Origin of the sequence: Prosthecobacter sp., from assembly GCF_044222565.1 — a bacterium.
Lineage (GTDB): Bacteria > Verrucomicrobiota > Verrucomicrobiia > Verrucomicrobiales > Verrucomicrobiaceae > Prosthecobacter.
Genome location: NZ_JBGANA010000013.1, coordinates 158,986 through 180,128, shown reverse-complemented (window position 1 = coordinate 180,128; position 21,143 = coordinate 158,986). Strand labels below are relative to the sequence as shown.

The following is a 21,143-nucleotide window of genomic DNA, read 5'->3' as shown; positions in this document are numbered from 1 at the left end:
CTCAGCTCCGTGTGATTGTTTCGTGCAGATTCAGCAGCACGCGCGTGACATGCGTCCAGGCTGCGAGCTCGCTCTTGCTGAGGCTGGCGGGGACTGCCGATGCTCCAGTCTTGAGCAGCGCTTCAGCGGAAGCAGCGTCCTTTTGATAATCGGCCAGCTGTTTTTCGAACAAGGATGAGAGCGTGTTCAATTCTTCAGCACTCGGCTTGCGCTGCAGAGCCTGCTCAAAAGCCCAGGTGATCCGCCGGCTGTTGTCACCCTTGCATTCGGTGAGAACGCGCGCGGCGAAAGTTCGGGCGGCTTCGACGTACGTCGGATCATTCAGCAGCACGAGCGCCTGCTGAGGGATGTTGGAGCGGTTGCGTTCGGCCACGCACTCTTCACGGCTGGGCGCATCAAAAGCGAGGAGGGAAGGGTGGGTGAAGGTCCGCTGCCACCAAGTGTACAGACCGCGGCGGTAGAGCCCCTCGCCGCTGTCGTTCTGCCATTCGCGTGTGGGGAAATTCAGGTTCTCCCAGTACTTGGCGGGCTGGTAGGGCTTCACGCTGGGGCCGCCGATTTTGGGAACGAGCAGGCCTGAAATGGCTAGCGCATTGTCACGCACGAGTTCCGCGTCCAGCCGGAAGGGGCTCTGGCGAGCACATTCGCGGTTGTAGGGATCCGCGGCGGTAAGCTCCTTTGTGGAGGTGGAGACCTGCTTGTAGATGTCGCTTTCCACAATGACGCGGATCATGTGCTGCATGTCCCAGCCGCTGTCCATGAATTCACAGGCCAGCCAGTCGAGCAGCGCGGGGTTCACCGGCGGCTCGCCCTGTGCGCCCAGATCATCCAGCACCTTGCTCAGTCCGGTGCCAAAGAACTGCTTCCACAGGCGGTTCATCACCGTGCGCGCGGTGAGTGGATTGTCTTTGGAAACAAGCCACTGCGCCAGATCCAGACGCGTTAGGTCGCGGCCTTCGATCTTCGGCTTCGGCAGGTAGCCTGGCAGTGCGGCCTTCACGACTTCGCCGCTCTCATCCATCCAGTTGCCACGCGGCAGGATGCGCACGGTGCGCTTGTTGGCGTCACTGACGGAGACGATGCACTTGGGCGCGTTGTTATCGAAATCCGCCTTCTCCTTTTCCACGGTGGAGATCTTGGAGCGCAGCTCGCTGAGCTCCGGTGCGATCTGTTTGTAAGCGGTGGTGAGCTGCTGCTTTTGCACGGGGCTGCGCTTTTCCGGCGCGGCTTTGAGGATGGCTGCGATCTCGGCGGCGGGAAGACCTGTGCCGGGGGCGCGGATGGGTTTGGGAGCGCTGGTGGTGCTGAGGCGGAGGTTGGCCATTTCGTGATTGTCCCCCCAGGCAAACGTGAGCGTGAGAGCCACGCTGGCATTGCCATCGGCGATGGGCTCGGCCAGTTCCAAATAGAGGGACTGATCTGCCTTCGTGCCACCCAGCACTCCCCAGCCGTTGTTCTTCTGGTCGGCAATGCCATCGATGGCGGCCGCCGCGCTGAAACCTTTCTGCTCATAGGTGGCGCTGGCATGTGCGAGTTCGATCTTTGCCCTTTGCTTTTTGTCGCCGCTGGTGAGCGTGACTTCGCTGAGCACGAAGTTGCCATTGGAGGACAGACCGATGCCGGGCAGCTTTTCCTTGAGCGCATCGATGCGGATGCCCGTAGTGCCTGCGGGAAGCTTGGTGGTGAGTATGTAGGTTTCGGTGCCGTCGTTCTGCTTCCGCTCGTTGCGCTTGGCATCGATGATACCGCGCACGATGCCGTCTTTGTCAGCCTTCAGGCTGACATTCTTCTTTGCAGCGGCAGCGGCGACCTGCTTCACTGGCTGCCAAAGGCCGTTCGCGGTCACGGCTTCCAGCGCCTGCTTTTCCCATGCTGCCTGTGCTGCCGAGAGATCGGGGCGTGGTTTGGCAAATTCGGCCTGAAGTGCGGCAAGTCGCTGGGCGATGTCCGCCTGCTTTTCCTCTCCCGCAGCGTCGAGAACCATCATGCCGGGTTCGCGGCGGCCGAGGATCGGCTCCTTGATGTCTGCAAAGAATGCGCCGAGGGAATAAAAATCGCGCATGGTCCAGGGGTCAAATTTGTGATCGTGGCACTGGCAGCAGCCGGTGGTCTGGCCCATCCACGCATTGCCCACGGCGCGCACACGGTCGGTGAGCATGCGCTGCTCGTAGTCCTTGGCCTGTGCGCCGCCCTCCTCGGTGGTGAGGAGGAGTCGGTTGAATGCGGAGCCGACCTTCGATTCCTGATTCGCATCTGGCAGAAGGTCTCCGGCGATCTGCTCCAGCGTGAAGCGGTCGAAGCGCTTGTTGCTGTTGAAGGACTGGATGACGTAGTCGCGGTAGGGCCAGACGTTGTGCGGATTGTCGCTGTGGTAGCCGATGGTGTCGGCAAAGCGCACCACGTCCAGCCAGCCGATGGCCATGCGCTCGCCGTAGTGCGGATTTTTGAGCAGGCTGTCCACAAGCTTCGCATAGGCGGCGGGTGAGGAGTCTTTTTCAAACGCGGCCACTTCCTCCGGTTTCGGAGGCATGCCGAGGAGGTCCAGATAAAGTCGGCGGATCAAAGTGCGCGCATCTGCCTGGGGCGAGGACTTGAGGCCGATTTCGGAGAGGCGCTGCCGCACCAGCACATCCACACCATTTTTGCCTGCCGGAACGGCTGCCTTGACCGGCTTTTCATAGGACCAGTGCAGCTGGTAGGCGGCTCCCTGGTCGATCCACTTTTGTAAAATCTCCTTCTGTCGCGGGGTGAGCTTTTTGTGCGAATCCGGCGGCGGCATGAGGTCGTCTTCGTCCTTGGTAAGAATGCGGGAGACGAGCTCGCTTTCCGCGCCTTTGCCGGGGATAAAGGCCTTGGCCTTGAGGGCCTCGTCACGAATGTCCAGCCGCAGGTCGGCCTCGCGGTGCTTGGGGTCGTTGCCGTGGCAGTAGAAGCAGTTGTCAGACAGGATGGGCTGCACATCGCGGTTAAACACGATCTTCGCCGGCACCGGCGGTTCGGCGGCATGGAGGCCGAGGGCGGCAAGCAGGAGGAGGCTGGTGGGTTTGAGCAGGGACATACGGGGAAAGATAACGTGTAGAAAGAACGCGTTATTGACCCCTGATTTGCCGCCGGGCCGGTGATCTCACAAAAAATCTTTTTTGTGTGAGATTCGTCGGTCAGCGGCAAATGGTCGCTGATGACAGATCCTAACCAGGTGGATGCCGTGCTGGACGCCGTGGCGCGCGGAGACTCCGCTGCTTTTATGCAGGTGGTGCAGGCGCATGGCCTCATGCTGCGCAGCTACATCGGTGCGCAGGTCTTTAACACTGGCGATGTGGATGATCTGGCGCAGGAAACCTTCATTGCGGCCTACCGGACCTTGCACAGCTTCCGGCGTGGCGATGACATGGGGGCATGGCTGCGCGGCATCGCGCGCAACAAAGTGCTCATGTACTTCCGCAGCACTCAGAGACGGACAGGTGCGCTTGACCGCTTTCGTGCCGAGGTGGTGGAAATCATGGGAGATGACCTGGAGGTCGCAAGCGCAGGAGACCGCCATGAGCACATCGCGGCTCTGCTGCGGTGCATCGCCAGGCTGCCGGAAAAGCTGCGGCGTGTGGTGCATGCGGGGCTGGACGGCACCAAAGTTTCCGCGCTGGCGGAGGCGCTGCAAACTTCCGCCGGAGCTGTGTATCAGCTTCACTACCGTGCGAACCAGCTCCTGCGGGAGTGTGTGCTGAAGGAGGTGCAGGATGTCTGAAGACTTGAATAAAATTATCGCGGCTTGGTTCGGGGAAGAGATGCCTGAGGCACGCCGGGAGGCCCTGATGCAGCGTTTGCGCGAGGACGCGGAATTCAGGCGGGAGTTAGTAACCGAGCTGCGCACTTTTGCCATGCTTCATGCCGTGCAGTCGCCGGAGCCGCGCTGGCTGGCCCTGCAGGATGAGCTGGGCGTGGCAGCGTCAGGCACCGACTTTTCTGTGGAGAGGATCCGGGACGCCATTCGCGCGCAGCCGCGCCCGTTTGTAGCATCCTGGTGGCGGCCTGTGGCTGCGCTGGCCGCCTGCCTGGCCGCAGTGTTTGCGGTTCTGCTGCTGATGAGGCCGCCGCAGACCGTAGTGGCAGCCAACGCGAGCCGTGAGAATCTCGCGGTGGCGGTGCGTGTTGACGGGGTGAAGTGGAATGCGGCGCAGAAAAATGCTCCGCAGGCGGGTGGGCTCGTCGGAGCTGGAGATCTGCGTTTTGATCGCGGCAAACTCACGCTCGCCTTCTTGAGCGGTGTCAGTGTTCACGTCGAAGGTCCGGCGGACATTACACTCCTCGGCCCGGAGCGCATGGCCTGCCGGCGTGGCAACGTCCGCACCCTGGTGAATGAGGGTTCGGAAGGTTTCACGATCGAAACGCCAGGCGGCGCTGTGGTGGATCTGGGAACTGAGTTTGGCGTGAATGTGGAAGGGGATGGAAAGGCGCAGGTGGTGGTGTACCAAGGCCAGGCCGAGCTGTCCCTGCTTTCTCCGGATGGAAGCCCCCGCCGCACCCGCCTGCTGAATGCTCAGCAGTCCTCTGAGCTGGATCCTCAGACGGACAGCTTTCGTGGCATCGAGCCGCGGGAAATTCTCGCCGCTCCAGACCTCCGGCTTCCTGCGCTGAAATTGAGTGCGGATTATTCCCAGCGCATCCTCAAGTCCAAACCTCTGCACTACTGGCGCGGTCAGGCTGCGGCCAATGGCACGATTGCAGATGCGGCTCCTGGTGGCAGGGCATTGCACATTCATGGCGCCGTGGTGTCGCAGGAAGATGGCAGCCTGGCTTTTGCTGCGGGCGACGAGCCACAGTTTCTACGTGCCGAAGGTGATTGGACACCCCCAGCGGAGTTTGCTGTGGAGCTATGGTTTGCCAGCGATGGTTTTCACAACAGCGCACTCGCGGTGATGCATGCGCAAGATGACGAGCACGACACACTTTCCCTGCTGCAGCTGACACGGCGGGATGCACGCAATGCCCTGCGCCCTGCCCGGGTGCGTTTTTTGTTTCGCTGGCCTCCCGGCAGCCGGGACGGGATGAATGTGTACAGCGCCCCGCTTTATGCTCCATACCGCTGGCAGCATCTCGTCTGCCAGCGTCGAGGAGACGCGCTGGAAATGTATCTGGACGGCAGGCTGGTTGGAGACACCCCTCTGCGTGGAAGCGAGCAAACCACCGCTTCTGTGCTGCGTTTTGGCCGCCTGTTTGAAGCCGCAGGCGTGCGCGATGCCCGCCAGTTCGTCGGACGCATGGCCGAGATGGCCGTCTATGATCACCTGCTCAGCCCGGAGGAAATTCGCGCTCACAGCACGCTAGCCGGGCCCTGAGACCACATCCGAAACCGGACGCAAAACCGAGGTGCCCGAGATTCGCGAGGGCAAGGAGGTGAGGATGACGCAGGTTGTGTCTGTGGCCGGATCAGCCCAGGCAAGTGTGCCTGTGGAGCCGCTATGACCAAAGCTTTGCTCTGAGCAGCTCTTGCCAAACCCATCCGGCCCCAAGGCAAATCCTAGGCCGCGGCGACCTTCCAAGCCTTGAGTGTGATTCTGAAGCATCAGGCGCACAGTCTCTGTCCGAAGCAGAGTCTCTCTCGGGTGCAGAAAGGATTCGAGAAATTTCGCCACATCACCCGCTGAGCCATGCGCACCGCCCCAGGGCGCCGCAAGATTTCGCCAGTAGGGGCTGTTCCAATCCCACGAGGCAGCCTTGGGATCTCCTGCGCCGGATTCGGGCGCAGCGTGCTCAGTCTGGCAGCGTACGGTGTCTTCAAGTTTGAAGCGGCCGAGGCCAAGCGCGCTGCGGCGCATGCCGAGCGGCGCAAAAACCTCCTTCGCGAGAAACTCTGGAAGCGGAGTTTTGGTGATGCGCTCCACGATTTCCGCCGCCAGCAGAATGCCCATGCTTTGATAGTGATACTTTGTGCCAGGGGCAAACAGCAGCGGCGTGCGGAGTGCTCCCTGCACGAACTCCGCCAGAGGTGCATGGCGTGCGCGCAGCGCGGCATTGTTCTCCAACTGGTCAGGCAGGCCGGAGGTGTGGGCGAGCAAATGCTCAAGGGTGATTTCCCTTCGTGCACCTTCGCTGAATTCCGGGAGGAATTTCATGGCGGGATCACTGATTCGCAGTTCCCCTCGATCTGCCAGCACCATCACCGCCGTGGCGGTCATGGTCTTGGTGATGGAAGCGAGCAGGAAAATGGCATCCGCATTCGCGGCTTTGCCAAAGGCCTGCCCAAAGGTGTCCTTTCCCCTACGGACGTGCAGCACGGCGGACTCCAGCGTGCCGGTGTCGATTTGCTTCTTGATGATCTGAGCGGCGGCATTCATGGGGGTGGAAGTGATCGCGCGGCCGGTGGTGGCCGCAAGTCCGGCGAGGGAAGTCAGGAAGACGCGGCGGTTGGTCATGGAGCAGTGGTTTTCGGTTCGGGTTCCCGGGCCTGCAGGATGAAATCAAAAAGCTGGCCGTAGTGCCGGCCATCCAGCGTAATATCCATGGGCACGATCTGCACACTCGCAGGCACTCGGGCGGGGTCGGCGCTAAGCTTCACTTTGAAACTCTGCCGCGACTTGGGCGGCACTCTTCCTTCCAGCGTGGTCGGCTCCGCGCGAACCCCCGGCGGAAGCTGGAGCACGATGCGGTGCTTCTGCTCCGTGGCGCGGAAGTTGCGCACGGTGATGCTGACCTCCTGAGTGTGCAGCTGTGTCAGGTCCACACGATACGGATAGGCGCTGACCCAGTAGGGGTCGAAGAGGTATTCATAATCCGTGTCGGGCAGCAGCTCCTTGTATTCGGCAATGATGCGGCGGGCCCAATCATGGTAGCGCTCGATGAAAGCCCTGGGTTCTGTCATCAGCACGCCATGCGCGCCCATGATGATGTCGGGCTGCAGCTTTTGCAGGTACTGTGCAGCGACGAGGTAGCCTTCCTCAACGATGGCGCTGTTTCGGGCATTGACGCACTCATGGCCGTTCTGCGCGGGATCAGCGGGATCGCCAAAGAGGTTGTCTCCGGTGAAGACGATCTTCTTGCCGTCCAGCTCCAGCCAGAGCGAGTTGCCGAACTCCGTCTGACCCGGCATCCAGTCGACGTGCAGCTTGTAGCCTTCCCAGTCGATGACGTCTCCGGCTTTGAGGATGCGGTCGATCTTCGCTTGCTCGAATCCGGCGTTGTAAGCGCCGATCATCGCCGGGTAGTCATAGTAGCGTGGGTTTTCGCATTTGTCGGCGATGCTGTCCATCGTCCAGAATTTCACGCCGTGCTCCTTCAGCGCAGGGAAGAGAGTGAAGTGATCGCCATGCGAGTGGGAGATCCAGCAGGCGTCGATCTGCTTCAGCCCGAGAAACTCCTTCATGTCGCTGATGATGCGCTCGAGCACGAGCTTGGGAAAGAGGCCGCAGTCCAGCAGGAGCGCATGGCCGCTGTCGGCAATGATGATGGCAAAGTTCTTTCCCGCCATCTCCGGCCCAAACATGTAGAGGTGCGGCGTCACCTGCACGATATAGTGGGCCTGCGTCGGATTTGTCGCGGGATGCGGTCCGCGTTTGGAAAGATTATCGACGGGATAGCCGCGCACATAATCTGGACGAAATTGAGTCAGCCGCTTCTTGTAGGTTTCGAACTGTCCGGTCGCATTCGCGATGACCGGACCTTGGGATGCAAAAGCGGTCTCCGGCTTGATCGCGATCAATTTGTCCACGGTGGCGATGAGCGCATCGAGTCCCTTGGCGAAGCCATAGTCCCACTCTGTGTCGAACCAGTTCGTCATCTTTGAGCCGTCATGCATAACTCCGCCCGTGAACGCGAGCGTGCGACCGTCCTTCTTCAGCACGAAGCTCATGCCGCCGGGGGAGTGTCCCGGCGTGCTGACGCAGTTGAGGGTGAAGCCATTCCACGTGAATGTCTCTCCATCGCTCAGCGCCTTGTCGATCTTCACCGGGCTCCCAGGCGGGCGGAGATAGCTGGACCCATGAACGGTAAACTTGTCACTGAGGCGTGGGTTCCAGTGGCGGAACTCATTGGGGGTTTCAAAAAATGCCTGCTCTTCTTTCGGAGCGGCCATCTGGGTTCCCGCGCGATCCACCTTTGGCGCTCCCTGGCATAGCTCGCGATGGTGGTCCGTGAAGAGCACCCAATCGACCTGCTTCACTCCGATCTCATGGAGATGATCGAGCACCTCACCGTCGCCGAGATTGATCAGAAGGGCGTGATCATCGTGCTTCAGCACGTAGACATTGCAGGTGTCCTGCCACAAGTACACGTCCGGCGCCGGTTCTTGGAACGCGGCCTGCGCGAAACTTTGGAGAATCAAAAATGCGGCGAGGAGACGACTCATGAAGCTACCAACGCAGCGGACAGACGATTCGCTCACTGCCTCCTGAGTTCGCTCAGCACGGCGAGCGTCATCGCTTTGACGCCGAAGGTGACGGAGGGCACGGGTTCAGGTCGATAAAACGGTGAGTGCAGACTGGGCAGAATTTCACCATTAGCTTTCGTCCGCTCAAACTTTTCGGGTGCCACAGTGCCCAGCCAGGCGAGGAAGATGGGGATCTTGTCAGAGGTCATCGTGTAGCGGGAGAAATCCTCGCCGGCCATCGTTGGCTTTCGTTCAATGAGGCTGCTCTTGCCAAAGGCTTCCGCCCACACCTGCGTCACCCGCGTGGTGAGTGCTGGATCATTGTGCACGGACGGAGTGCCCGGCCCGATCAGGGTGATTTCCGGCAGCAAATTTTCCGGCAGACCGGCGGCGATGGCTAGGCCATGGCAGATGCGCTTGATAGCGTCCAGCACCTGTTTGCGGGTCTCAGGGCTGGTGGTTCGGACGGTCAGTCCCAGCTCCACCTTGTCGGGGATGATGTTGCTCTTAGTGCCACCGTTGAATTTGCCCACCGTGACGACGACTGGCTCCACCGGATGCAGCTCACGGCTGTCGATCGTTTGCAATGCCAGCACGATCTGTGACGCCAGCACGATCGGATCCTTGGTCAGATTCGGCATGGCGCCGTGCCCGCCAATGCCTTTGACGACGATCTCCACCGTATCCGTGCTCGCCGTGGCCGGACCGCTGGTGAAGCCGAAGGTGCCCGCTGCGAGGCTGGAGTCGCAATGCAGCGCCAGGCAGACATCCGGCTTGGGGAAGCGCTGGTACAAGCCGTCCTCGATCATTGCCAGCGCACCCATCCCGCGCTCCTCGGCCGGTTGTGCGATGAAGACGAGCGTCCCTTTCCATTGATCCTTGGTAGCCACGAGCGCTTTTGCCGCACCCAGCCAGCACGTCATGTGCATGTCGTGTCCGCAGGCATGCATGACGGAGACGTCATTGCCCGCGTCGTCCTTGGTGGTCGCCTTGCTCACATAGGGCACAGAGCCGATCTCGCGCACCGGGAGCCCGTCCAGATCCGTACGGACGAGCACCGTCCGCCCCGGCCCGTTTTTGAAAACGGCCACCACGCCAAAACCGCCCACTTTTTCCGTCACCTCAAAGCCTGCCTTGCGTATTTCCTCCGCCATGCGGGCGCTGGTCTTCTCCTCGTGCAGCGAAAGCTCAGGATGCGCATGCAGGTGCTCATAGAGCTGGATCAGCGAGGGCCGTTGCTCTTCGATGAAGGTGTCGAGGGTGTCCGCCGCTTGGAGTCTGGTGACGAGGAGTAGAACGAAAAGGAAGGGCTTCATGTGGGAATGGTGGTGCCGAAAACTACTTCTCCAACTCCTTGATGAAGATGCGGCGGAATTCCACGCCATCTTTGTGGTTCTGCAGAGTGATGGGTCCTTCGGCGGGAATCCCTTTCACACGCGCTCCGCGGATCACGTCCTGTCCATTCAGTGTCACATCCACGCGTTCGCCACGCAGCGTGATGATGAAGCGGTTCCACTCGCCCGGACCTTTGTCGGCACGGACACTGGGCATGGTTTTCATGCGCTCTTCTTTGGGCGCTTCGGTGTCCTTGAATTTGGTGCCCACCTCGCCGCTGCCGCAGGGCTGGCACCAGATGTTCACCTGAGCCGCACGAACGCCGCGCAGATAGATGCCGCTGTCCCCCCAGGTGAGGTTGTCCTTCATGAGCACCTTGCCAGCCGCATCGGTGTGAAACTGCCCGTCGTCCATGAGCCACTGGTGCGGCTTCACCACCGGCTTTCCTGTGAGGCGCCAGTCGAGCATCAGCTTGAAGTTTTTGTACTTCTTTGCGGTGGAGAGATTGTAGTCCTTGCCGGCCACGCGGGGCGGTTCGTCGGTGCGCAGACGGATCACGCCATCGGCGATCTCCCACACACCGTCGAGATGTGCTTCATGCTGCCAGTTGGCCCAGGTGAGCCCATCAAAAAGAGAGATGAATCCGGCTGGTGGCGGATCTACGCCAAGATTGCCGGAACCTCCGGTCGACTGGCTGTACAGGAAGTTGTTGGAGGCGACAACTGCAGACAGGGCACCCAGGAATGTCGCTTTGATAAATGCACGTCGGGAAGCCTGTTCGAGAATTACTTTGCTCATGGTTGAGTGGCCAAGGTTCAGAACCTGAAAGTGCCTGGAGCCACAACGCCGACTTCGGCGTCAGAAAATCGAAGGCAGCATTTCCGGTACAGGATACGTAACTTAAGGAGGAATCATGCCGCGTGAGATGAATCGTGCGGCAGTTTGATTAGGACGGCTTCACGGTGAAGTCGCTGTCATCCAGAGAGCGCAGCACCAGTTCGCGAGGCACGCAGAAGTCATCCATCTCAAGGCAGCGCACAATGCCGTCGGCGATGTGCTCCGGTTTGAGAAAAAGCTGCTTTGGGGCCTGACGCTGGGAGGCATCGTCCCAGAAAGCGGTGTCCACGCCACCGGGAAGGATGGCAGTCACCCGGATGCGATGGGGTGCGGCCTCTTCTGCCAGCCCTTGAGTGAAACCACGCACACCCCACTTGGCGGCACAGTACACCGTTTCGCTCGGGATGCCGCGCAGGCTGGCGGTTGAGATCACATTGATGATGTGCCCCCGCTTGTGCGGCATCATGGCCTTCAGCGCGGCCTGGGAGCCGAGGATCGTGCCCTTGAGATTCACATCCAGCATCAGATCGATCTCACTCTCCGTGTAGTCGGGAATCCAGCGATGGCGGGCGAGTCCTGCATTGTTCACCCAGACGGAGATCGGCCCCAGGCGCTCCGTGATCTGATCCACCGCGGCCTGTAACTCTGAGGCACGGGACACATCACAGCGGACAGAGAGCACATCTGGGTGATCGAGCGCCACGTTTTCGAGATCGAGCAAGGCCACGCGCCCGCCGCGTGCGAGGAGGGCTTGAGCAGTGGCGAGGCCGATTCCTTTGGCACCGCCCGTGATGGCACAGACTTGGTTGGTGAGATTCATGATTTTGAAGTGGGTGATGGGGTTGGCTCAAAGGGCTGAGTCATGGCCAGAAGATCAGTTTCTTTGCCATAGGCGGTCAGGATGTCGCCCGGTTTGATAAGGTCATCTCGTGCGGGAATGCCGGACTGGGTATGGCCGTCTCGTTTGATGGAAAGGATCACCACACCGCGGTCCCACGGGCGTGATTCACGCAGCGTTCGTTCTGCCAGAAAGGTGCCCGCCAGCACTTCGATCTCTGAAACAACGTAACCATGCTGAATGCGCAGCAGCAGCTCGTAGTCCAGCGCACGCACCATTCCGGTTCTCTCAAGCGTGCGTTGAATGAGATGGTCGAGCACTTTTTGAAACCAGGCGAGGCGTGAGACGAAAAGCATCACCACCAGCCCGCCAGTCAGCCAGGCGAGCATCAGCATCGTGTCTCCGCCAGAGCTGCTTTGCAGCAGCGTGACGATGAGAGTCGCCAGCGCAGAGGTCAGCCCGACATTTCCCGCCAAAATCAAATCCCGAATGATGCGGCGGCGCACCGGATGATTGACCACCAGCTCTGCCTCCTTCGTGGTAAAGCCCACGCCGAAAAACGCGGAATAGGCCTGAAAACTGGCCGTGTCCCAGCTGATCCCGGTCATCATCAGCGCCGTCGAACCCACGCGCACCACCAGCAGAGAAAGCAGGGCGATGACGAGGAGCGCGATGACTGGGGCGGCCATTTGGGAGTAAAAAGACGATCAGGAGAATCAGCTTAACAAACGCAGCTGATCAAAGATGCTTTTCGCTGAGGGACTTGTCGTGGTCGTAGATCTGCTCCTTGGTCTGTTTGCCTTTGAGATCCCAGTAGCGGTTGAGGCCGTGGCGCTGGCCATGGTCAAAGTTGGTTTCTGCGGATTGCTGGCCGTTGTCATACCACTCTTTCATGGTGCCGTGCATTTTTCCGTCGATGTAGGGGTACTCTCCGGCGGTTTTGCCGTTGGAGTGTTTGTTGCGGATGAGGCCGGTGTAGGGTTTGCCCTTGTAGGTGGCCTCTTTGCCGTCATTGAGAATTTCGACATTCTTGTCGGAGAACTCGACTTCGGCGGGTTGTTTTTCGATGGTCGGCTGTTGTTTTTCGGCGGACGGTTTGTCTCCGCAGGAGGTGAGGGAGAGGGCGCAGAGGAGGAGGGCGAGCAGACGTTTCATGCACGCAGGGTGGAGATGGTGTGCAAATTTTCAACCCCGCAGCATGTCTCACTTCACCGCCACCGCTTTCTTCCATTCGGCGGGGGCACCGGGAAGAGTTTCGGCGAGGATGCGCCGGATATGGCCGCGCTCCTTTTCGGACAGGTAGGTGAAATGGCCGGTCGTGTCCTTGCCGTCCAGAATGGTCCACAGGCGGCTGAGCACCGTATGCTTCAGCGGGGCGGTGAGATGCTGGAAGGTCAGGGAATAAACCATGTAGCTGCAGCGGTATTTGAAGAGGCGGTGCAGCAGCTGAAAGTCCTTCAGGCTGCGCCCGTCGCTGCTCTGCGGTGCATTTTTGGCAAAAGCTGTCTGAAAGGCGGGATCCCCCTCGATGCCACCTTCGGGCAATTCGGCTTCGTCTTTGAAGAGCAGGGCCTCGATCACGTCCTCGGCGCTGTGGTCGATGATTCGTCGCGCACTCCCCGTGGGTTCCAGGGTGACGGGTTCCCCAAGTTCCTTCTGCAGGCTGGTCTGCATGTACATCGCGCGCAGGGAGGTTTGGTTCGCCTTGGTCAGGATGTTCTGCACGCTGGTCTGGTGCTCCAGCACCATGAGGGCCACGATGTCGCTCTGCTTGCGCTTGTAGGGGCTGGTGTCGAAGAATTTGCCGAGATTGGAAACGTTTGCGCCGGCCTTGAAGTTGATGTCGATGGTCTGGTCGTTCTTCTCAGTGGCCGTCACATTGCCACGGTGAAGAATGCTGCCGTGTCTGCCGGTCACGTACCAGCCTCCCCAGCGGTCACCGAAGGGTGTGGTGGTATCGACCACGGTGCTTCCCTGGCTCATGATCGGGTGGCCCTCTGGCCCCGGATACACCGAGCGCACGATGACGCCCGGCACCCCGGGGGAGAAGGGGCCGCCGTGGCAGCTCAAGCAGCTGTTGTCCCGTTGAAATTGCAGTGGTTTGGAGGGCTCCTCATAGGGATCCAGCAGGTAAAAAATGGGCCCCAGTTTCGGGTCCACCGTGGCCACCTCAATGCTGCCGCCCAGGCAGTAGCCCACATAGGCGTTGTCGCCGAAATACACCACCCGCGGCGTCTGCGGACTGATGCGGTCGTTCTGCTTGCTGGTCTTGGAGAAGACCATGACCTGGGACTCCTGCGGGATGCCGAACTGCTTCATCACGTCGCGCAGCACGGTCCATGCATCCGTTCGATCGATCTTGACCTTGCCTGCCGCCATCAGGCGTTCGAGGCGCTGGGCGGCATCATTTGGCTCCGTGTCAGAGTAGCGGATGGGAGCGTTTTCGTATTCGTCCTCGGCTTGTGTGACGGAGGTGAAGAACAGTCCCGTCGAGAGAACAACGAACGAAGCATGCAGCACGGATTTCAGGCGCAAGCATGAGGTGAGTGATGGACTGCAGAGCAAAATGGCGGAGTTCATGGTTTAACAATGCGGGTTTCGTCATTGCTGGGGCAGAAGTTTCTTTTTCATCGTGAGACCTGCAGGGCCAACGACGAGGTCATGCAGGGTGTGACGGTCGAGAGATTCGTAAAACGCGTTCACTGCCTGGGAGAGTGCTCCTTTGAGTCTGCAGGAGCCGTTGATCGGGCAGGTGTTGTGCTGCTTGTCGAAGCACTCAACGATGAATGGACTGTCCTCGGTGCGGCGCACCACCATGCCAATCCTGATATCCTCTGGCGGCATGCCGAGGGCGATCCCACCCCCGCGACCACGACGGGTTTCGAGGTAGCCGAGCTTGGCCAGGAAATTTACCACCTTGACCAGATGGTGGCGAGAGACGTCGTAAGACTCGGCGACTTCGCTAAGTGAAAACGGTCCCCCTTTGAGCGCGGCAAACATAAGCACGCGAAGGGAGTAGTCGGTGAAGAGGCTGAGTCGCATGCCTCGACTACGGGTGAAGGAAGTTAAACTTGCATTTGCCGTGCATGTTTAAGCCGTGCGCAGCAAGAGAGGCCCAAGGGCGGACAAGATTTGAGGAAACGGCGCCAAAAAAAAAGCCCGGAGGGGATACCTCCGGGCTATGGCAAAGTCGTTCGTCTGGAACTTATTTCTTCTTGGCAGGGGCGGCGTGGCTGTGGCCGGCGCTGGAGCAGCAGGAGGCACCCGCGCTGGAGCCGGTGGAGCAGCAGGAGGAAGATGCCGCGCTTTTCTTTGCGAAGATGCAATGGCCGTTGGCGCAGCTGCTCAGCAGGAGGCTGGAGGAGGCGAGGGCGAGAGTGAGAAACAATTTCATGGATGTGTGGTGTGGTATGTCTTGATGCGAAGCAGGAATTGGTGCCCCGCCTGGCATTAAGAGGTTCAATCAAACAAATTATTTCATCGGACTGCAAGAATAAATGCAAATTCCCAGCGGGCAGCCTGACGGACCGGGGCATAAAAAAGCCCGGAAGGGTCGCTTCCGGGCTTCACGGGTGAAAGATCACCGCAAAATGGATCAGCCTTCCTTGAGGGTTTCCACCTTCTTGTGGGAGCTGGTGGCGGTCACTTTCTTGCCGACGAGCTTGTCAGCGTCCTTGACGGCTGCGGTCAGGGTCAGCTTGACGTCCTTGCCTTCGGATTCGATCACGATGGACTTGGAGTCAGCGTCAACGGACTTGAGCTTGCCGGAGGTGGTGTCGATTTTGCCGCAGCCAGCGAAAGCGGAAGCGGAGAGGCCGAGAACGGCGAGGGTGGTGAGGATGGATTTCATGTTGAGTTGAGGGTGGGTAGCTTTCCGTCAGGGAAGTGACCGAGCGGATTTGCACGCATTCAAAACGATAGTCGATCCCCCTGACAATCAAAAAATGTGGGATTTTTGAAAAAAGCTCGTCACACGGGCTTGGGCTGTGCCACGCTGGGAGCATGAAGAACGCGCTATCCAACCTAACCATTTTCGCCTTTCTGGCGTTTGCTGCCCCCAGCCTGGCGCATCCACTGCCAGATATAGCGGTGAGGGCGAGTTTTGAGCAGAACGAGGAGTGGACGCTTCAGGTCGAGATCGATCCGCGGAGCTTTCAGCCGGACCCGAATGTGGCCCCCTATTTGACGAATGCCGACCTGGGTGTAACCCCGGTGGACCAGCAGGAAAAGCTGAAGGCGATGGCACGTGAGTACATCAAGAAAGCCGTGGAGGTGGTGCTGGAGCCGGCGGCGGAGGTGAAACCGGAGTTTGTGTGGGAATTTACAGCCATGGAAAATGCGCCCCTGAAGATTCCTGAGGATCCGGTGATGCTGACGGGGACGTGGCGCTCGAAGCTGCCCGCCGGGACGACGGGGTATTCGATCAAGGCGCTGAAAATGGAGACGCAGAGCGTGCCGCTGAGCGTGCTTTTTCAGAACACGGCGCTGGGGAAGAAGGTGGATCGGGAGCAGATCCGCTTTCCCGGGGAAACGAGCTACATACTGGATTTGAAGACGTACCTGCCGCGCACCGCAGCTCCTCCGCCCATCACGGCAGATTCGGTGCAGACTGCGGCGGCGGACTCTGACCCCATGTGCGCCCTTTGCGGCACCAGTGGAGGGGATACCTACATCCTGCCAGTGGCGGCGTCTGTGGCAGGCATCGTGGCGCTGGTCACCTACATGCGAAAGAAGCGCCCGGCCTGACCCGCAGTGGCAACTTCTGTTTGCACGGGCACCGCGTTCGCGTAAATGCCGCGCGTGAAACAGGCATTTGTATTGGGCGCAGGCATTGGGGAGAGGCTAAAACCGTTGACGGAGCAGCTTCCGAAACCGCTCGTGCCCGTATTTCACCGGCCGCTCATCACCTATGCGTTTGACCACCTCCTGGCCGCAGGGGTCTCACGCCTGGTGGTGAATACTCACCACATCCCGGGAGCCTATGCCGAGGCCTTTCCAGAGCAAAGCTACTGCGGAGTGCCCGTTCAGTTCCGCAACGAGAGCCCGGTGCGTCTGGAAACCGCCGGGGGCATTTCCAACGTGCGCGACCTTCTGGGAGACGAACCCTTCCTGGTCTATAACGGAGACATTCTGACGGACCTGCCGCTGCAGCCGCTGCTGACCGAGCACCGTGAGAAGGGCAATCTCGTTACTTTGGTCCTTCGCAGCCATGGACCCTCCCTGCACATCGCCTTTGACCAGCAGAGCGGGCGCGTGACGGACATTCGCAACAAGCTTGGCACGGGAGACGAAGGGAAATACCTTTTTACCGGTATCTACGCCTGTGACCCGGCCATCCATGAGTGGATCACGCCGGGGAAGGTGGAGTCGGTGATTCCGATTTTTTTGAACATGATCCGCGCTGGTGCGAAACTGGGGGCGGTGGTGATTGACGAAGGCAGCTGGTGGGACCTCGGCAGCCGCACCGCCTACTTGTCCGCGCATTCGGCGCTGAACGGCATGTATGGCGCTGCGATCGATCCAGCGGCGCACATCGAGCCGGGTGCGGTGCTGCGCGGCATCAATGTGGTTGGTGCCGGGGCGGTCGTCGAGGCCGGTGTCCAGTTGGAGGACAGCATCGTCTGGCCAGGGGGGCGGGTGGAGTCGGGCGCCGAGTTGAAGCGCTGCATCGTCCGCTGCGGGATCGTGGCATCCGGGAAGGCAGAGGACGTCGATTTTTAAGGAATTGCGGCTTTGCGTTGGACATTCGGTGTTCTGCATCCGTCATTCTGCATTCCCCACCCACCATGCTCCCTGAACACGAGGCCCTGCTGATCTTCACGCGCGAACAGTTCCCGGAACTGAATGGCACACCGTGCGATGTCGAGGTGATACTCAAAGGGGCTTCGGACCGCCATTTCTACCGCCTGAACTGGCAGTCTGAGCGCCAGCCAATGATCCTCATGGTCTACACGCTGGCGCGCCGGGATAATCCCAAATTTGTGCCAGCCACCTACCGCCTGCGGAAGATCGGCGCGAATGTGCCGCAGGTGTATGCCTTTGACCAGCAGCGCCTCTGCGTGTGGCTGGAGGACCTGGGGCGGGTGGACTTGCAATCCTTCCACCTGCATGCGTGGGACCAAAGATATCCGCTGTATCAGGCGACTCTGCGCGAGGCGGCGAAATTTCACGGAGTAGGGGAAAAGTCGCTCATGGCGGCGGACCTCGAAGAACTGGAGCCGGGTTTTGATGAAGCGCTGTATGAGTGGGAGCAGAAGTATTTTCTGGAGCACTTCGTGGGCGGGTATCTGGGGCGCGAATTTGCGGACGACGAGTACCAGGCGGCGCACGAAGCGCTCAAGCAGCTGCGCCGCCGGCTGGCCCGCCTGCCGCGGTGTCTGGTCCATCGGGACTTCCAAAGTCAGAATGTGCTTATTCGTGGGGAAGAAGCTTGGCTGGTCGACTACCAAGGATTGCGCCTCGGGCTCGCCGAATACGATCTCGCCTCCCTGCTCTACGACCCTTATGTGACACTCACTCCTGCGGAACGCGCCTGTTTGCTGCAGTATTATGCGGAGCACCGGGGGCTGGGACTCAGCGATCTGCGGGAAGTGTTTTACCTCTGTGCCGCCCAGCGCCTGATGCAGGCGCTCGGCGCTTATGCAAATCTGAGCCGGAATCTTGGCAAGCCTCACTACGAGCAGCATATTCCCGCGGCGGTTTCGAACCTCGCCGAAGTCTGCGCGGAAGGGCAGGGGCTTCACGAGTTGCGCTCGTTCTTTGCCGGAGGGCTGTGATCAGGTTTTCAGCAGAATTTTGGGGAGGGAGCCGATGAAATGAGTCGAGGTTACGGTGCTCGGGCGGGTAAACGATTTCTGCGATTTCGCCGGCATCAGGCCGCGGCGGGCATCAGAGGGACCGGCACCGGCGGTTCAAGATGGGCATTTTACAGGGCAGGAAGAGGCGCCAAACGCGAAATCGCATTGCTCTCACCAGCGGGATACGCTCTAAATGCCCCACCCCCCAACCCGCCGCATGTCTGAAACCGCCGCCGCCAAGCCGACCCCCGCGCCCAGCAAGCGTCGCGTTTTCATCTCCCGACTGTTTAGCACGCTGCTGCTGTGGTCGCTGATCACGGTGGCTTTTTTGCAATGGCAGAACAACAACTGGCTGATCATCGCGATCACGGGATTTTTTGGTGTGGCGGGTGCGGTGGAGTATTTCCGGCTTCTGCGCAATGACCCGCAGGCGCGCAGTTTTAACGCGTTGGGCTTTGTGATCTGCATTACCTACTGGGGCGTCGTGCTGTGGTACACGACAACGCACCACAAGGCGCCGCCGATGGAGTTTGATCTCGCGGCGCTGACAGCCAGCGTGCACGGTTCATTCATTCTTTGCTACCGGCATCAGCTGGAAGGGGCCACGACTCTCCAGCGAATATTTAACACGGTGTTTGGCACGGTCTACACGGTGATCTTCTTCGGCTTCATGATCCGGCTGATGTATTTCCATCCGGACGGCAAAGGCATCACGGACATCCTGCTGGTGCTGTTCCTCATCGCCGTGACAAAGTTCAGCGACATGGGGGCATATATTGTGGGCGTGCTGTTTGGGAAGCACAAGATGATCCCGCACATCAGTCCTGCGAAGTCGTGGGAGGGCTTTGCCGGAGCCTTCCTGGGATCGTTTGTTGCCGCCGCCGTGGTGCTGTGGGCCGCTCCGCCTGAAAAGCTGGCCCCTCTGACCTGGATGCACGGAATGATCCTGGCCCCGGTGCTTTGCGCCACAGCCATCACGGGGGATCTGGCGGAGTCCGTGCTGAAGCGCTGCGTGGCGATCAAGGACAGCGGGCATGCGCTGCCCGGCATTGGCGGCATTCTGGACCTCACGGACAGCCTCCTCTTCACCGCGCCCGTCTTTTATTTTTACTTGTCCGCCATCGCACGATGAGCCACAGCAAGCCTTAGCGATGCGCAAAGTACTCCTCCTCGGCTCCACAGGCTCCATCGGCACCAGCGCCCTCAAGGTGGCGCGCGACATTCCCGATCGAATGCAGATCGTCGGTCTGGCCGCCAACTGCAGTGTGGAGGCGCTGGTGGAGCAGGTGCGTGAAACCGGCGTGAAGCAGGTCGCACTCACCGATGCCGCCGCTGCGGAAAAGGCCCGGACCCTGCTTCCCCGGGATGTGGCGCTGCACACCGGAGCGCAGGGGCTGGTCGATCTCGTAAACGAATCTGACGCCGACATGGTGCTCGTGGCCATCGTGGGCACTGCCGGCCTCGCCCCGGCTCTCGCCGCCATCGAGCGCGGCATGCACCTCGCCGTCGCCAGCAAGGAAATTCTGGTCATGGCCGGCGAAGCCGTCACCGAGGCCGCCAGGCGCAAAGGCGTGGACATCCTGCCCGTGGACAGCGAGCACAACGCCATTTTTCAGTGCCTCGAAGGCCACCGCCACAGCAGTGTGCAGCGCATCCTGCTCACCGCCAGCGGCGGCCCCTTCCGCACCCTGCCTGCGGATCAGCTTCCCTCCGTCACTGTCGCCCAGGCCTTGAAGCACCCCACCTGGACCATGGGCCGCAAGATCACGATCGACAGCGCCACCCTCTTTAACAAGGGCCTCGAAATGATCGAGGCGAAGTGGCTCTTCGACGTGCCGATGGACAAGATAGAAGTCGTCGTGCATCCCCAGAGCATCGTGCACAGCATGGTGGAGTTTGAGGACAACAGCGTCATCGCCCAGCTCAGCCACAGCGACATGTGTTTCCCGATTCAGTATGCAGTCACGTGGCCGGACCGGGTGCCGAACAATTTGAAGCCGCTCGATTTTGCCAAAGTGGGGGCGCTGCATTTTGAAGCGCCGCGGGTGAATGACTTTCCGGCGATCAATCTGGCACGGCATGCAGGGACTGTGGGCGGGACCTTGCCTGCGGTACTGAATGCGGCCAATGAGGTGGCGGTGGATGCCTTTCTAAACGGCCGCAGCAGCTTTCCGGGGATCTGGGAGACGGTGGAGCGGGTCATGACGGCGCATGAGGTGGTGGGGCATCCCGGGCTCGAGGCGCTCATCGAGGCGGATGCCTGGGCGCGGCGCAAAGCCGCCGAGTTGCTCTAAACGGCACGCAATTTTGCAGCGGGGCGGCGTTACATCCAAACATGAATGCCGCACGTGTCTTTTGGTTTCTGATCGTCTCCGGTTTTGTGAGCGCTGCTGATCTGGTGCCAAAGCTTGGAGGGCTGGGGGAGAAGTTGCTTGATGAGGAATTTACGGGAGCTGGCGTCCCGGAGGGGTGGAGGGTCAGCAAGGGAGCACTGAGGGTGTCGGAGGGTGTTTTGCTGGGGGCAGAGAAAGGTGCTGAGTTGCACATCGGCGAGTTTCACTATGACGTGCCGCTGCAGGATTTTGTGGCTCAGATCGACTTCAAGCTCGGTGAAGCCCGGGACTTTATTCTTTGCTTTGAGCCGAGTCAGGGGGAGCTGAAAAAAACGGGCATGCTGTTTTCGATCCAGATCAGCAAAACTCGTTGGAGCATCATCAGCAACAAGGACAATTCGAACATTTACAGTGTCAACAAGATGCTGAGCGGCGAGGACACGGCGTTTGATCCGGCCAAGATCTACACGCTGATGGTGGAGTGCAAGGGAGACAAGGTAGTGGCGCAAGTCGCCGGGAAAGAGCCGCTCAAGGCTGAGGCGGCGGACATGCATGTGAAAAAGCCCGGGCTGATTTTTTGGGTGGGTGGCCGTGACGGGGAGGAGATCGCTTTTGATAACGTGACGGTGTGGCGGCTGAATTAA

The 21,143-nt window shown here is 60.1% G+C and carries 20 protein-coding genes; 8 read left to right on the top strand and 12 right to left on the bottom strand.

What is annotated here, in order from left to right:
• Position 1: 1 nt before the first annotated feature.
• Positions 2–3,058: a PSD1 and planctomycete cytochrome C domain-containing protein gene (locus ACILSR_RS19620; RefSeq protein ID WP_395751498.1), complete on the bottom strand. Its 3,057-nt coding sequence runs from the start codon at positions 3,056–3,058 to the stop codon at positions 2–4.
• 120 nt (positions 3,059–3,178) lie between these two features.
• On the opposite strand from ACILSR_RS19620, the gene ACILSR_RS19615 reads away from it, so the two are divergent.
• A complete protein-coding gene (locus tag ACILSR_RS19615; protein WP_395751497.1) occupies positions 3,179–3,742 on the top strand; it encodes a sigma-70 family RNA polymerase sigma factor in 564 nt (187 codons plus the stop codon).
• 40 nt (positions 3,743–3,782) lie between these two features.
• Positions 3,783–5,333, top strand: coding sequence for a LamG-like jellyroll fold domain-containing protein (locus ACILSR_RS19610; protein ID WP_395751496.1), 1,551 nt, complete (start codon positions 3,783–3,785; stop codon positions 5,331–5,333).
• Here the strand turns inward: ACILSR_RS19610 and ACILSR_RS19605 are convergent.
• The 11 genes from ACILSR_RS19605 to ACILSR_RS19555 all read right to left on the bottom strand — a co-directional run bounded on the left by ACILSR_RS19605 (position 5,319) and on the right by ACILSR_RS19555 (position 15,219).
• Positions 5,319–6,410, bottom strand: a complete 1,092-nt coding sequence (locus tag ACILSR_RS19605; protein WP_395751495.1) for a serine hydrolase domain-containing protein — start codon at positions 6,408–6,410, stop codon at positions 5,319–5,321. The genes ACILSR_RS19610 and ACILSR_RS19605 overlap by 15 nt on opposite strands.
• Positions 6,407–8,338: an MBL fold metallo-hydrolase gene (locus tag ACILSR_RS19600; RefSeq protein ID WP_395751494.1), complete on the bottom strand. Its 1,932-nt coding sequence runs from the start codon at positions 8,336–8,338 to the stop codon at positions 6,407–6,409. The genes ACILSR_RS19605 and ACILSR_RS19600 overlap by 4 nt, the downstream gene beginning before the upstream one ends.
• A 32-nt stretch (positions 8,339–8,370) precedes the next feature.
• Positions 8,371–9,675, bottom strand: a complete 1,305-nt coding sequence (locus ACILSR_RS19595; protein ID WP_395751493.1) for a M20 family metallopeptidase — start codon at positions 9,673–9,675, stop codon at positions 8,371–8,373.
• A gap of 22 nt (positions 9,676–9,697) precedes the next feature.
• Positions 9,698–10,492, bottom strand: coding sequence for a DUF1080 domain-containing protein (locus ACILSR_RS19590; protein ID WP_395751492.1), 795 nt, complete (start codon positions 10,490–10,492; stop codon positions 9,698–9,700).
• Between the two features lie 148 nt (positions 10,493–10,640).
• Entirely contained in the window at positions 10,641–11,351 is a 711-nt protein-coding gene (locus ACILSR_RS19585; RefSeq protein WP_395751491.1) for an SDR family oxidoreductase, read from the bottom strand.
• Positions 11,348–12,058, bottom strand: a complete 711-nt coding sequence (locus ACILSR_RS19580) for a TrkA C-terminal domain-containing protein (RefSeq protein ID WP_395751490.1) — start codon at positions 12,056–12,058, stop codon at positions 11,348–11,350. Before ACILSR_RS19580 ends, ACILSR_RS19585 begins: the two co-directional genes overlap by 4 nt.
• 49 nt (positions 12,059–12,107) lie before the next feature.
• Complete coding sequence (locus tag ACILSR_RS19575; protein WP_395751489.1) at positions 12,108–12,524, bottom strand: toxin-antitoxin system YwqK family antitoxin; 417 nt, start codon at positions 12,522–12,524, stop codon at positions 12,108–12,110.
• Between the two features lie 48 nt (positions 12,525–12,572).
• Complete coding sequence (locus ACILSR_RS19570; protein WP_395751488.1) at positions 12,573–13,949, bottom strand: hypothetical protein; 1,377 nt, start codon at positions 13,947–13,949, stop codon at positions 12,573–12,575.
• Positions 13,950–13,970: 21 nt separating this feature from the next.
• Positions 13,971–14,411, bottom strand: coding sequence for an Rrf2 family transcriptional regulator (locus tag ACILSR_RS19565; RefSeq protein WP_395751487.1), 441 nt, complete (start codon positions 14,409–14,411; stop codon positions 13,971–13,973).
• Between the two features lie 163 nt (positions 14,412–14,574).
• Positions 14,575–14,763 carry a hypothetical protein gene (locus ACILSR_RS19560; protein ID WP_395751486.1) on the bottom strand — a complete coding sequence of 63 codons (189 nt, stop codon included), beginning with the start codon at positions 14,761–14,763 and terminating at the stop codon, positions 14,575–14,577.
• Positions 14,764–14,964: 201 nt separating this feature from the next.
• Positions 14,965–15,219: a hypothetical protein gene (locus ACILSR_RS19555; RefSeq protein ID WP_395751485.1), complete on the bottom strand. Its 255-nt coding sequence runs from the start codon at positions 15,217–15,219 to the stop codon at positions 14,965–14,967.
• A 152-nt stretch (positions 15,220–15,371) separates the two neighbouring features.
• Between ACILSR_RS19555 and ACILSR_RS19550 the strand changes: the two genes are divergently transcribed.
• The 6 genes from ACILSR_RS19550 (at position 15,372) to ACILSR_RS19525 (ending at position 21,143) form a co-directional block, all read left to right on the top strand.
• On the top strand, positions 15,372–16,115 hold the full coding sequence (locus ACILSR_RS19550; RefSeq protein ID WP_395751484.1) for a hypothetical protein: 744 nt from the start codon (positions 15,372–15,374) through the stop codon (positions 16,113–16,115).
• A 45-nt stretch (positions 16,116–16,160) separates the two neighbouring features.
• Complete coding sequence (locus tag ACILSR_RS19545; RefSeq protein WP_395751483.1) at positions 16,161–17,090, top strand: sugar phosphate nucleotidyltransferase; 930 nt, start codon at positions 16,161–16,163, stop codon at positions 17,088–17,090.
• A 65-nt stretch (positions 17,091–17,155) separates the two neighbouring features.
• A complete protein-coding gene (locus tag ACILSR_RS19540) occupies positions 17,156–18,145 on the top strand; it encodes an aminoglycoside phosphotransferase family protein (RefSeq protein ID WP_395751482.1) in 990 nt (329 codons plus the stop codon).
• Between the two features lie 238 nt (positions 18,146–18,383).
• Positions 18,384–19,298: a phosphatidate cytidylyltransferase gene (locus tag ACILSR_RS19535; RefSeq protein WP_395751481.1), complete on the top strand. Its 915-nt coding sequence runs from the start codon at positions 18,384–18,386 to the stop codon at positions 19,296–19,298.
• 19 nt (positions 19,299–19,317) lie between these two features.
• Positions 19,318–20,460 carry a 1-deoxy-D-xylulose-5-phosphate reductoisomerase gene (locus ACILSR_RS19530; RefSeq protein ID WP_395751480.1) on the top strand — a complete coding sequence of 381 codons (1,143 nt, stop codon included), beginning with the start codon at positions 19,318–19,320 and terminating at the stop codon, positions 20,458–20,460.
• 41 nt (positions 20,461–20,501) lie between these two features.
• A complete protein-coding gene (locus ACILSR_RS19525) occupies positions 20,502–21,143 on the top strand; it encodes a hypothetical protein (protein WP_395751479.1) in 642 nt (213 codons plus the stop codon).

Excerpts from the sequence above, each read along its gene's own strand:
- ACILSR_RS19590 (WP_395751492.1), bottom strand. The coding sequence starts at position 10,492 with ATGAGCAAAGTAATTCTCGAACAGGCTTCCCGACGTGCATTTATCAAA.
- ACILSR_RS19605 (WP_395751495.1), bottom strand. The coding sequence starts at position 6,410 with ATGACCAACCGCCGCGTCTTCCTGACTTCCCTCGCCGGACTTGCGGCC.
- ACILSR_RS19545 (WP_395751483.1), top strand. The coding sequence starts at position 16,161 with ATGCCGCGCGTGAAACAGGCATTTGTATTGGGCGCAGGCATTGGGGAG.
- ACILSR_RS19525 (WP_395751479.1), top strand. The coding sequence starts at position 20,502 with ATGAATGCCGCACGTGTCTTTTGGTTTCTGATCGTCTCCGGTTTTGTG.
- ACILSR_RS19610 (WP_395751496.1), top strand. The coding sequence starts at position 3,783 with ATGCCTGAGGCACGCCGGGAGGCCCTGATGCAGCGTTTGCGCGAGGAC.
- ACILSR_RS19575 (WP_395751489.1), bottom strand. The coding sequence starts at position 12,524 with ATGAAACGTCTGCTCGCCCTCCTCCTCTGCGCCCTCTCCCTCACCTCC.
- ACILSR_RS19570 (WP_395751488.1), bottom strand. The coding sequence starts at position 13,949 with ATGAACTCCGCCATTTTGCTCTGCAGTCCATCACTCACCTCATGCTTG.
- ACILSR_RS19595 (WP_395751493.1), bottom strand. The coding sequence starts at position 9,675 with ATGAAGCCCTTCCTTTTCGTTCTACTCCTCGTCACCAGACTCCAAGCG.
- ACILSR_RS19615 (WP_395751497.1), top strand. The coding sequence starts at position 3,179 with ATGACAGATCCTAACCAGGTGGATGCCGTGCTGGACGCCGTGGCGCGC.
- ACILSR_RS19585 (WP_395751491.1), bottom strand. The coding sequence starts at position 11,351 with ATGAATCTCACCAACCAAGTCTGTGCCATCACGGGCGGTGCCAAAGGA.
- ACILSR_RS19600 (WP_395751494.1), bottom strand. The coding sequence starts at position 8,338 with ATGAGTCGTCTCCTCGCCGCATTTTTGATTCTCCAAAGTTTCGCGCAG.
- ACILSR_RS19565 (WP_395751487.1), bottom strand. The coding sequence starts at position 14,411 with ATGCGACTCAGCCTCTTCACCGACTACTCCCTTCGCGTGCTTATGTTT.
- ACILSR_RS19580 (WP_395751490.1), bottom strand. The coding sequence starts at position 12,058 with ATGGCCGCCCCAGTCATCGCGCTCCTCGTCATCGCCCTGCTTTCTCTG.
- ACILSR_RS19530 (WP_395751480.1), top strand. The coding sequence starts at position 19,318 with ATGCGCAAAGTACTCCTCCTCGGCTCCACAGGCTCCATCGGCACCAGC.
- ACILSR_RS19560 (WP_395751486.1), bottom strand. The coding sequence starts at position 14,763 with ATGAAATTGTTTCTCACTCTCGCCCTCGCCTCCTCCAGCCTCCTGCTG.
- ACILSR_RS19535 (WP_395751481.1), top strand. The coding sequence starts at position 18,384 with ATGTCTGAAACCGCCGCCGCCAAGCCGACCCCCGCGCCCAGCAAGCGT.
- ACILSR_RS19550 (WP_395751484.1), top strand. The coding sequence starts at position 15,372 with ATGAAGAACGCGCTATCCAACCTAACCATTTTCGCCTTTCTGGCGTTT.
- ACILSR_RS19540 (WP_395751482.1), top strand. The coding sequence starts at position 17,156 with ATGCTCCCTGAACACGAGGCCCTGCTGATCTTCACGCGCGAACAGTTC.
- ACILSR_RS19620 (WP_395751498.1), bottom strand. The coding sequence starts at position 3,058 with ATGTCCCTGCTCAAACCCACCAGCCTCCTCCTGCTTGCCGCCCTCGGC.
- ACILSR_RS19555 (WP_395751485.1), bottom strand. The coding sequence starts at position 15,219 with ATGAAATCCATCCTCACCACCCTCGCCGTTCTCGGCCTCTCCGCTTCC.